We start from the raw sequence: 11827 nt of genomic DNA, 5'->3' as shown, positions 1-11827 counted from the left end.
ATGAAGCAGCAGCTTCGGCCAACACTGTTTTTTTATAAACGGCGGTATAATGGCAGACGAAATGTCGTTACGAGCTCAGCGATCGCGGTCTCGTTCACGCTCTTTTTTCTTCTGCTTATCGTTTTTGTTTGATTTTTTATTGTCCTTTTTATTTTCCTTATTCTTATCCCGTTTCTCTTTATTCTTCTCTTTATTTTTGGATGGTTTGTCTGAATTAGGCTCCGTTTTCTCTTCCTTCTGTTTCTTGCCCCACATATCGGAAGGCGCGGGCGGAAAGGCCAGCACAGGCTCATCCTTAAGAGCTTGCTCCATTAAAGCTTGAAATACGGCAGCCGCAGCCTTCGAAGTTGTCGTTAAATAATGCGTGCTGTCGCTATGGTCGTAGCCTAGCCACACAGCCCCGACAAGCTGCGGCGTATAACCGACGAACCAGTTATCCTTGGCGCCTTGCTCGGTTGCTCCCGACATTTGGGTCGTCCCCGATTTCCCGGCAACCGGGCGTCCTTGCAAAGCAGCGGCGGTGCCTGTACCCTCTTGAACGACTCCTTCTAGCATGGCGGTTATCGTTCGAGCGATGCCGGGCTCCGTTACCTGCGTGCCTTCCGGCTTAGATGCCTCGGCCAGCAGAATGCCGTCTGCGGATTCGATACGCGTTATCGAATGTGCCTGCGTCTTCACGCCATCATTAGCGAATACGCCGAACGCCTCCGCCATTTGCATTGGCGATACGCCTTCATGCAGACCGCCAAGAGCTAGGCCGAGCGTTCGATCCTCAGAGGTCAATGGAATGCCGAAGCGACCGGCCGCGTCCAGTCCTTTGTCGATGCCGAGTTCGTTCAACAGCTTAACAGCCGGGATGTTATAAGAGTTAATGAGCGCTTCGTACAGCGTAACGTTCCCGTGATAGCCCCCGCCGGCATTTTGCGGTTCATAACCTCCAATGTTAATCGGTTCGTCAACGATCGTATCCATCGGACGATAGCCCGCTTCCAATGCCGGCGTATAGACGGCGATCGGCTTGATCGTAGAGCCGGGCTGGCGCTTAAGCTGCGAAGCGCGGTTAAAGCCGCGAAACGGCTGCTCGCCCCTGCCGCCTATGAGCGCTCTAATGCCGCCGCTCCTCGGGTCTACCAAAGCTGCGCCGCTCTGGATCAATTGATCTTCCTTGCTTTGCGGGAACAATGACTCCTCCGCATACACTTGCTCGGCTGCTTGCTGCATGCCTTGATCCAGCTCCGTGTAGATACGAAGCCCGCCGAGGAGCACTTCATTTTCCGATAAGCCGTACTGCGTCATTGCTTCGCGAATCATTTGATCCACGTAATAGGGAAACCGGATATCGTCGACCCGGTTAGGCTTAGCGCTTAATAACGTAACCGGCTCCTTAACCGCTTCATTGTAAGTATTGGCGTCAATGAAAGATTGCTCCTTCATCTGTTTCAGAACAAGGTTTCGCCGCTCCGTGGCTTTCTCTAAATGCTTATACGGTGTAAGTGCCGAAGGCGCTTTAATAAGTCCGGCCAGCAAAGCCGCCTCGGCGACGGTCAACTGATCGGCCTCTTTGCCGAAATAGGTGTATGCCGCCCGTTTAATTCCCCAGGCTCCTTCTCCGTAATAAATTTGGTTCAGATACATTTCCATGATACGTTCCTTGCTGTAGTTTTCTTCAATTTTTTTCGCCAAAAGCACTTCGTTCCATTTCCGCGACCACGTTCGTTCTTGAGACAAAAATACGTTTTTCGCAAGCTGCTGCGTAATCGTGCTCCCGCCTTGCATCGTACCGCCCGCGGATACATTCGTCCAAAAAGCGCGTCCGATTGCCCGGACGTCCATGCCGTCATGCGCTAGAAACCGTTTGTCTTCGATGGCAATGACTGCATGGACGAGTTGGGCCGGAATACTCGCGTAATCTATTTCCTCTATTTTATTAAACGATATTCGGCTTGCTTCCTTGCCATCCTTGTCATAAACGATGGTCGCAGCCGGAAGAGGAGTCTCCAACTGACCAATATCCTGAGCGCCGACGAGCAATCGGAAAGCTACCCATGCGGCTACAGTCATCATAAAGACGACCAAAAACAAAACGGTTACTATTTTTATGACCTTTCTTCTTATGTATGTTGTTTTCTTTATTGACTCCATCTCGTTCCCCCATGATCGTATTCATGCTGTATTTCATACGTTATACCTTTCGGCAGAGGGAACGATTTTTAGTACGTTCGGCAGGGGGGAGGGGGCGAGTAGCCGTAAATTGGCTTGAATGGGTGAACTTGCATAATTCCATATTGGAGGGCTCGTTGCAAAATTTACAACGGATAGAGCTGAGGAACACTCGCTCATGAGCCCTGGTTGCACAATATGCAGCGGATGACCGTTCACTAAGGCATGAATGAATAGGTAACTGGGTATTCAGTTGCAAAATTTGCAACGAGGACTTATAGAAGCTCCGTGTAGAGGTTGATCAGTTGCATAAAGTGCAGTGAAAGGTTGAGGGGGAGGCGTTAGTTTGCTAAGGATCGAAGCGGATGTGAAGCTGGGGGAGGCATCAATGGACCGTTAAGAAACGGGACGGAGCAGCTAATAGAGCTGATCCATCCCGGTTATATTTAGTTTTTATTCCAGAGCTTGCGATAGGTGCCGTCTGTGAGCATCAGCAATTGATCATGGTCGCCTTGCTCGGTGATCAAGCCGTTCTCCATGACGATAATGGAGTCTGCGTCCTGCACGGTCGTCAGCCGGTGGGCGATAACGAGCAGCGTGCTTCCTTGCAGCAGTGTGCGTTTGCGAACACTATCCATCACGAAGCGCTCCGTATCGGTGTCGAGCGCCGAGGTCGCTTCGTCGAAGATCCAGATCGGCCGATCTGAGAGCATGGCGCGGGCGATAGCCAGCCGCTGCTTCTGCCCGCCGCTTAAAGAGCTGCCATGCTCCTTCAATGGCGTATCGTAGCCGTCCGGCAGAGCCACGATGAAATCGTGAGCGGCTGCGGCAACAGCTGCATCAACGAGCTCGGAGTCTGAAGCATTAGGCTGGCCGACGAGCAGATTGTCGCGGATCGTACCCGCGAACAGATATGGGGATTGCGGAACATAAGCGACGAATTGCCTTGCGAATTCAGCATGGCGGCTAGGATTCGATCCGCATATGGTTACTTCGCCATCGTCGGGAAATAACAACCCCGCGCCAAGCTTGGCCGCCGTGGACTTGCCGGACCCGCTTGGTCCAACGATAGCGGTGAATGAACCGGGAAGCAGCTCCAGGCTGAAGCGCTGCAGCAAAGGTTGACCGGCTGCGGCCATGTCGGCATTGGTGTTTGAATCGGTTGTTTGTTGATCTGTATGAACGCCGGCATGCTCATCGTAACGAAACGATACGTTGCTCCAGCGTATTCCATGCTGCTCCTTGCCGCTGAAGCTGTCGGCGACATGGCTAGGCTCTTTCTTCGCCCTCCAAAGGGCGGATATACGAGCGGTCTGCCCTAAGTTCTGCTGTACCTCGCCCCACATTCTGCCGATATTGACGAGCGGATTGTAGATCCTCCAGACGAGCACGAAGAAGGCCATCAACGCGCCGATCTGGAGCTTTCCTTGTACGGCTAACCAAGCGACTGCGAGTACAGAGCCCCAGGTGAAGAGAAGGGATAGCGAGACGGTAAGTCCGTTCACGAGCTCGTTCCACCACATGCGCTTCATATACAGCCTGTTCAGCTTATGGCGTTCCTCCACGAATCGGTCCATCATCCAGCCTTCGGCGCCGAACGCGCGCAGCGTCTCCATGCCTTGCAGCGCATCCTGCTGACATTGCCGGACGGCGGCTTCCTGCTCCGCTACGGCAAGGCCGATGACGCCGAGCTTTCTGCGAAGCAAGTGGCTGCCAACAATGCCAATCGGCATAAGGATGAACAGCGCCAAAGCAATCTCCCATTGCAGCCACAGCATATAGATGGCGGCGAGCACAAGCATAATCGCTTGGCTGCCGATGCCGTGGAACAAGGTGGAGAGAATCCAGCTTGTTCGGTCTCCATCGGCCCATATCCGCTGGGCCAGGTCGGCGGAATGCGATGCCGCGGCATCTTGCAGCGGCAGTCGTTGCGCTTCGTCGGCGAGTTCTAAACTAACGTCTCGTTGAAGTGCGCTCATACTATTTTGCTTATAGTAGAATCCGAGAATAGTGAGACCGAGAAGGACGATTACGATTACGGTAGAAATGATCATTAGGTTGTTAATATAGGTTAACTGTCCTAGCTCTAGTCGGTTATAGTATATTTCCATCAGCAGTGGAACGAGCAGCATGACAACAGTCTCGCCGAGGGTTAAGATGACCGATGCTGTAAAAGGAACTTTCCCCTTGCCCAGCTTCGACCAGAGCAAAGCAATAAGCTGCCTGAGCGTTGGCGATGTACGTAATGGGACTGGTGAATTCATCGGGCCATACTCTCCTCTCGCAGGTCGGACCAGTCGCCCGCTTTGACAAGCGCAGCGTACTTGCCGCCTAACTGCAGCAACCCGGCATGCGTCCCGCTCTCCATGATGCTGCCATTCTCCATATAAACGATACAATCCGCGTCTTCAACGGTGGATAGCCGATGTGCCGCTACAAGTACGGTTCTTCCTTGCATTACGCTTTGAAGCGCATCCTGCATGAGACGCTCGTTAATGCCGTCCAATGCCGAGGTAGGCTCATCCAGCAGCAAAACACGAGGATTGCGCAAGTACGCTCTTGCCAGTGCCAAACGTTGCCGCTCGCCTCCGGATAGACGCTGTCCTCTCTCTCCAAGACGGGTTGCATACCCTTCGGGCAGCGCCTCTATAAAAAGGTGAGCGTTTGCAAAACGAGCCGCTTCGGCAATCTCTTCATCCGTAGCGTCCAGTCGGCCGATGCGGATATTATCCATGACTGTTGCATCGAACAGTGCGGCGTCTTGCGGGACATAAGCGGTAAGCCTTCTCCACGATCCAGCGTTGCGTTCATTCAGATCATGTGCGCCATATCGAATCGTTCCCGAAGAAGGGGAATGAAGACCGAGAATGAGTTTAATCAGGGAGCTCTTGCCGCTCCCGCTAGGACCGACAATGGCAGTAACCTGACCTTGCCGAATGGTCAGCGAGAGCTGATTAAGGACAAGGTCTTGATCGTTGTAGGCGAACGTGACATGATCCAAGACGATATCGCCCTGCTGAGGCAAGTCGGCGGCGGAAGGCAAGCTGGCATCCATAACTGTTGCTGTTGCTGCTTCGGCAGGATCGATCATCTCATAGACTCGCTTCGCATGCGCGACGGAGTCCGAGACGGAGGACCAGGTCTGAATAAGATGCGCAAGAGGGAAGACGAGCCGTTCATACGATAACATGAAAGCGGCTATGGCGCCGACGGCGAGGCTCCCATTAACGACCATCGAAGCTCCCATGCTGAATATATACACTTGGCCAAGCCAAAAACCGATAAACACAGCCCAGCCGTTCACGGCGCGCAGCAGCTCGGTTCGCAGCCAACGATGCCTTGTCGTCTCGACCTTGTCTCTCCACGCTTTGTTGAAGGAAGGGCGCAGTCCGTAGCTGCGGATAACCTCAGCGCCTTGCAATTGATCGAGCAGCATGGCGTCGCGCTCGCCATGGCCCTCGTTCGTCTTGTCCTGCCATCTGCGTATCGGCTTCGCGAGCATATTGCTAAGCAGCGGAAGCAGCAAGGCGACGACGATCGCTCCGGCCATCAGCTCCCAAGACAGAATCGTTAAGTAGACGAATAGGAACAAAATCGAAAGGACGTTGTGAATGAGCTCGGGGATACGTTTATTGATTCCCTCCTGTGCGGTCGGTGCGGAGCTATTGAGCCGCTGGAGCTTATCGCCTGTATGCCATTTCATGTAACGAGAAAGCTTCATTGAGAAAAGTCCGCCAAGCAGGCCTCGCTGCATATCGAGCGTGGTGCGGTTGCTTAGCCGCTGATTGAGCAGCGCTTGCAGGAATGATACGGCAACTTCAATAACGAACAGGGAGCCGAACCAAATAGAGGCTTGAAGCAAGCCGTCCATATTGAGCTGCGAAGTCGCGTCGAACAATAGGCGCATCGCTTCGGCCCAGCCGACAGGAAGCAACGATGCAACTAGAACGATGGCAATAATGCCTAAGTAGGCGAGCCAGTAGGCTTTGGCCCAGCGCAGCATTTTAAGTACAACTAATATTGGCTTATCTAACTCCGAAGCTTGCTCTTGGGTGGTCAATTCGATTCCTCCTTAACTCTTGCGACGAGTGAATCCGCGGCATGACAATGCTGCTGCACAAGTTCTATTATTTAGTAAATGGAATCGATTGACAATAGGGCTGCAGAACAGAACGATCTACGTCTGGGGGAGGAGGGGGGGAATGACGAATAAACTTTGGATTGGCAGATCATGCTAGAATCATCCATTAATTTCATCAAGAGTAAGGGGTGACCATCATCGTGAACACGAGCGGGCAAGGGCAGCAAGTGGCTGCATTCACAGGTAACCTAACAGAAGATGAAGCGATGCTGCGAAAAGCCTTTATAAATTGCTCGGATATCGTGTTCCACATGTTCATTACTTCCATGAGCACTCCTGCACTATGCGTCTACTGTCAGGGTTTATGCGATACGGATCGACTTGAGAGGCAGGTGCTGATGCCGCTAATAATTGATCCTGCTTTTAATGCATTGCTCAATAACTTGGATGTAAGTGGCGGAACTATTTTACCTAGTCCATCAAATGTTCCATTTTCCTCTATGCACCTTGTAGGCAAGGTGAATGAGGCTGTGCAGGCTATTTTGGAGGGGAACGCTTTTTTGATTGTCGAAGGTAAATCTGCAGGGAGCATCTACTCAATGTCAAAGGTGTCCGTTCGAGCTCCCGAAGAACCTGCCGCCGAATCGACCATTAGAGGTGCGCGCGACGGGTTTACAGAATCTTTGGAAATGAATCTTTCGCTGCTGCGCAAGCGGATGAAAACTCCAGCACTTAAAATAAAATCTTTTAAAAAAGGTGAGTTTACGGGGACGCAGATCGCATTTTTGTTTATTGAGGGGGTAGTCGATCCATCCCTGCTGAGAGAGGTCGAAGCCCGTCTTGAAAAATTGAAACTAAATGACGTGCTTGAGAGCAAATATATCGAGGAAGGAATCATTGATCAACGGTTTTCGCCTTTTCCGCAAATGCTTGCAACGGAAAGGCCGGATGTGGTTGCCGCTAATTTACTGGAGGGACGTTTCGCGCTCGTTATTGACGGGACACCTTTTTCTCTCATCGCGCCCGTTAATCTTTTCACTATGCTTCAATCGCCGGAAGACTATTACCAGAATATATACATGAGTCTTTTTATTCGCTGGATGAGGTATTTTTTTTATGTATTGTCGTTGCTGTTGCCATCCGCTTACGTAGCAATTACTACATTTCATCAGGAAATGATTCCGACAGTGCTGCTTTTGAGCATTGCGCGGGCGAGGGAAGAGATTCCGTTTCCGGCTTTAGTGGAGGCGCTCATCATGGAAATATCATTCGAAGCGTTGCGTGAGGCTGGAGTCAGGCTGCCCAAGCAGATTGGTTCAGCGGTCAGCATTGTCGGTGCTTTGATCATCGGCCAAGCTGCAACGTCAGCTGGCATTGTTTCAGCACCCATGATTATCGTAGTGGCGATGACCGGTATTGCATCCTTCATGATTCCGCGTTATTCGACAAGCGTCGTCACTCGTTTGCTGAGATTTCCGATTATGATACTGGCTGGTACCTTAGGACTCACAGGGATCATGTTGGGTTTTATTTTGATTGTCATTCATTTAAGCAGCCTACGCTCTTTCGGTACGCCTTATCTTTCTCCTGCAGCTCCGACATCAAGCGAGGGATTAAAGGATATATGGGGACGTTCCCTATCGTGGAAGAAACGAGGTTAGCGTACAATTGACTGACTTGGAGAGGTGGAAGCGTCTTGCTTACAGACAAAGGGAAAATATCCGCGCGCCAACTAGCCCTCATGATCTTCCCTGCCATACTGGCTACCTCAATTTTATCCGTTCCAAGCATGACCATGCATTTTGCCGGTCATGATATGTGGCTTTCCCCAGTCTGGGGGGCAATAGTTGGTTTGGCAGTCATCGGCATTTCGTTTGGACTTCAAAAGCTGCATCCAGGAAAAACCATCATTCAGGCTAGCTCATTAATTGCAGGTTGGTTGCCGGGTAAAGTGATCGGCTTTCTTTTTCTGACGTATCTTCCACATGTGACAGGGCTCATTATTCGCGAATATGGAGAGTTTATTGCGAACAACGCCTTACCGCGCACTCCATTATTTATCGTAATGGGTACAATGGTTCTCGTCTGTGCCGTTAATGTGAGACTTGGAATTGAAGTCGTGGGCCGAACCGCTCAAGTATTTGTTACATTGCTTGTGATCTTGTTGAGCCTGATCTTTGTTCTCCTGATTGGTGAATTAGAACCAGCTGAGCTTTTACCTTTTATGGAAAACGGGCTTCTTCCTTCGATTAAAGGGGGGATTGCACCGGCAGCATGGTTTAGCGAGTATATTGTGCTTGCTTTTTTGCTTCCTTATATCAAATCGGAAAAACCGCCGGTGAGAACAATGGTTTTATCCCTTCTTGTTATTACTGCTTCGATGATGATCACGAATATTTTTTGTCTGTTTCTTATGGGTGACCTCACGGATAGCTTTGCCTTTCCCTTCATGATCGCAGCTCGATACATTACCATTGCTGATTTTCTTCAGCATATTGAGGCGATTATTATCGCCATTTGGATATTCGGAATTTTCGTTAAAATTTCTGTGTTTCTATATATTTTTGCAACTTCAGCAGCTGAATGGCTGGGCTTGAAAGACTACAGACAGTTAGTATTTCCGCTTGCATTCCTGTGTGTTATCTACTCTTACTGGATTGTATCCGATAGCCAGAGCGCCGCTGGTCTTATTAGCACATCGGCTAATGTGTATACCATGTTAATGCTGTTCGTGCTGCCAACGGCGATATATGTTCTGGGGTTACTGAGAAAAAAAGCAGGGATTTAGCGAAAAGAATGGTGAACGGGTATGAATCATAGAAGGCGACAAAGAAGAAGTGGAGCTTTCATAGCTCTTCTACTGAGCGGCATCTTATTGACGGGATGTTGGGATCGAACTGAAATTAACGATTTGGCTATCGTTCTGGCAACCGGGATTGACTACGTGGATGATAAGGTGCAGTTAACTTCTCAAATATTCATTCCGCGAAAGGGCGGAAACGGAGCTGAAAGCGGCGGCAGCGGCCAAGGAGGCAGCTCTAGCGGCGTAACATTGATTCGTACGGCAGAAGGAAGCAATATCGCTGAAGCCTTGAATCGATTACAGAGAAAGGTTGCCCGCAATATGTTCTGGGGACATTGCGAGGTTGTCGTCATCAGTGAACAGGCGGGCAAGCAGGGACTGCGAGAATATATCGATTTTTTGCTGCGCTACCCACAATTTCGCGAACATGCTTACGTGTTTTCCAGTTCTGAACCCGCCAGGGAGCTGCTTGCCTTGTTGGATCCTTTGGAAAGAAGCTCAGCCGAATCTTTACGTGAAATGGCGAATATGGGTCTTGGTACGCGAGTTACCGTACTCAAACTGGCCAAGTCCATTGAAGGACCCGGTCAATCGGCCATTTTATCGCGAATGCGCGTCCTTCCAGCCGATCCTGGACAGAACCGCTACACAACGACCCCTTATGTTAAAGGACTTAGCTTGTATAAAAACGGCCGATATGTGAATACCGTCGAGGAGCCGCTAACCGTTGGCGTTTTGCTGCTTGCAAACGAATTGAATAACCTTATTATGCCGCTCAAAATGAAAGACGAGAAAGGCTCATTTTCGATTCGCGTTATAGAAATGAAGGCCAAATTGGTGCCTCGAATCATTGACGAGGTGTGGAACATGCAGATTAATATACAAGCTAAAGGCGAGGTTGTATTAGATACAACGGATATTAGTTTGGCTGAATCGACAAGGATGGATGAGCTTGAGAGAGTTTGGGCGGAAAGATTGGAGAACTTGGCCAATAAGGCGCTCTTATTGGCACAAAAAAAATTGAAGGCTGATTTGTTTGATTTTTCCGTAGCATTCCGCAGACGCTACCCCAAGCAATGGAAAAAACAAGTCCATAATTGGGAAACCCGCTTCTCCGAATTAGATGTGAAAATGGACGTTCAAGCACATATTGTACGTACCGGAAAATCGATTGGACCTCAGGGAATCACGGGACAGGATTCGGACTAAGACGGGTTGCAAGGGGATGGAAAGGCATGAAAACAATATCGGTTATGGGGATCGTTCTTTTGACCGCTGTAATTTTGATTGCCGAGTGGCGAAGCAACAAACAGGAGGAAGCTAGAAAGGTATCGGCAGGCGTTACGATTTTTGCTTCTCTTCTGGCGATAGTACTTCTTTATTACCCTAGCTTGCCAGGACCGACCCAGTTCGTAAAGCTTATATTCGGTAAAGTAGATAAAATAATCAAATAATCAAATAAAACGATACGTACGAGCGGCGACGATTGGCTCCAATCAGGAAATAGCAAGCCAAAGCAGGCTTGCAGTAGTTGAAAAGCCTATCCATCTATTGGAAAGGAAGGATAGGCTATTTATATGGCTAAACGGGCAAGAATCTATTTTGACGAAAGCTGCAAGTTGCGGTTAATCATTTCAATACGCTGCTCTACGCAAGCATATGAACGAAGCGGATCCTCCGGCGTGTTCATGACGTAGTCGAGCAGACGATCAACTGTCGTCGCGGCGACATGGCAGCGCGTGTCGGAGGATGCATAGTAGATGAACAAATCACCGTTCTCTAGTGCGATAACCCCGTTGCAGAACGTTACATTGGATACGTCGCCTACGCGCTCGATGCCTTCCGGTGCGATCAGATGACCGCCAGGTCGATGCGTTACTTTGCTAGGATCGTTAAGCTCGGATAGGAACGCATAGATGACGTAGCGCAGGCCGGCAGCGGTGTTGCGAACGCCATGAGCGATATGAAGCCATCCTTTGTCCGTCTTGATCGGAGCGGGACCTTGGCCGTTCTTCACTTCCTTGATCGTATGATAGTGACGCTCGTCGATAATGATCTCGCGATCGATAACCGCATTCTCGATCGTGTCGGACAAGCCCCAGCCGATGCCGCCGCCGGATCCCGTATCAATGAAGCCGTCTTGCGGACGCGTATAGAACGCGTATTTGCCGTCTACGAACTCAGGGTGCAGCACAACGTTGCGCTGTTGGTTGGAAGCCGTCTTCAGATCGGCAAGGCGCTCCCATGTTTTCAAATCTTTCGTTCTTGCGATGCCGCATTGCGCAACGGCGCTGGACAGATCGCCTCTTGGCGCGCTTGGGTCTTTGCGCTCGGTGCAGAACAAGCCGTAAATCCAGCCGTCTTCATGCTGAACGAGACGCATATCGTAGACGTTAACGTCCGGATCGGATGTCTCCGGCAGCAGAATCGGATGATCCCAGAAGCGGAAGCCGTCTACGCCATTATCGCTTTCTGCAATCGCGAAAAACGATTTGCGGTCATTGCCTTCGACGCGGGCTACAAGGTAGAACTTGCCGTTCAGCGAGATAGCGCCCGGGTTGAAGACGCAGTTAACGCCGATACGTTCCATGAAATACGGGTTCGTCTCCGGGTTGAAGTCGTATTTCCAGTGAAGCGGTGCATGCTCAGCCGTTAGAACTGGATGTTCGTAACGTTCGAAAATTCCGTTGCCGAGCTCGATCGGACTGTTTTTGCGACTGACGAGAGATTCATAACGCTCCGTAAGAAGCTGTTTGCGTTGTTCAAAATTTAACATTAGGATG

At 50.4% G+C, this 11827-nt stretch carries 8 protein-coding genes; 4 read left to right on the top strand and 4 right to left on the bottom strand.

From position 1 onward, the window contains the following. Positions 1-75: 75 nt before the first annotated feature. The 3 genes from V8F51_RS01830 to V8F51_RS01820 all read right to left on the bottom strand — a co-directional run bounded on the left by V8F51_RS01830 (position 76) and on the right by V8F51_RS01820 (position 6220). The gene (locus V8F51_RS01830; RefSeq protein ID WP_337098324.1) at positions 76-2064 is read right to left on the bottom strand and encodes a transglycosylase domain-containing protein; all 1989 of its coding nucleotides are present in this window, start codon (positions 2062-2064) and stop codon (positions 76-78) included. Between the two features lie 542 nt (positions 2065-2606). Continuing rightward, on the bottom strand, positions 2607-4424 hold the full coding sequence (locus tag V8F51_RS01825; RefSeq protein ID WP_337098323.1) for an ABC transporter ATP-binding protein: 1818 nt from the start codon (positions 4422-4424) through the stop codon (positions 2607-2609). Beyond that, positions 4421-6220 (bottom strand): ABC transporter ATP-binding protein, encoded by a 1800-nt coding sequence (locus V8F51_RS01820; RefSeq protein ID WP_337098322.1) that lies wholly within the window; start codon positions 6218-6220, stop codon positions 4421-4423. Before V8F51_RS01820 ends, V8F51_RS01825 begins: the two co-directional genes overlap by 4 nt. A 221-nt stretch (positions 6221-6441) precedes the next feature. Here V8F51_RS01820 and V8F51_RS01815 point away from each other — a divergent pair, with 221 nt between their 5' ends. Genes V8F51_RS01815 through V8F51_RS01800 form a run of 4 tightly spaced genes read left to right on the top strand, consistent with a single transcriptional unit; the run spans position 6442 to position 10498 of the window. Then, entirely contained in the window at positions 6442-7902 is a 1461-nt protein-coding gene (locus V8F51_RS01815; RefSeq protein ID WP_337098321.1) for a spore germination protein, read from the top strand. Between the two features lie 35 nt (positions 7903-7937). Then, complete coding sequence (locus V8F51_RS01810) at positions 7938-9029, top strand: GerAB/ArcD/ProY family transporter (protein ID WP_337098320.1); 1092 nt, start codon at positions 7938-7940, stop codon at positions 9027-9029. 21 nt (positions 9030-9050) lie between these two features. After that, the gene (locus V8F51_RS01805) at positions 9051-10253 is read left to right on the top strand and encodes a Ger(x)C family spore germination protein (protein WP_337098319.1); all 1203 of its coding nucleotides are present in this window, start codon (positions 9051-9053) and stop codon (positions 10251-10253) included. 26 nt (positions 10254-10279) lie between these two features. Then, positions 10280-10498: a hypothetical protein gene (locus V8F51_RS01800; protein ID WP_337098318.1), complete on the top strand. Its 219-nt coding sequence runs from the start codon at positions 10280-10282 to the stop codon at positions 10496-10498. Positions 10499-10641: 143 nt separating this feature from the next. On the opposite strand, the gene V8F51_RS01795 is transcribed toward V8F51_RS01800, so the two are convergent. Then, a complete protein-coding gene (locus V8F51_RS01795; protein WP_337098317.1) occupies positions 10642-11820 on the bottom strand; it encodes a glycoside hydrolase family 130 protein in 1179 nt (392 codons plus the stop codon). Positions 11821-11827: the final 7 nt, after the last annotated feature.

It is taken from the genome of Paenibacillus sp. YIM B09110 (assembly GCF_037167145.1).
In the GTDB taxonomy this organism is placed as follows: domain Bacteria; phylum Bacillota; class Bacilli; order Paenibacillales; family Paenibacillaceae; genus Pristimantibacillus.
This window is presented reverse-complemented; position numbering and strand designations above follow the sequence as displayed.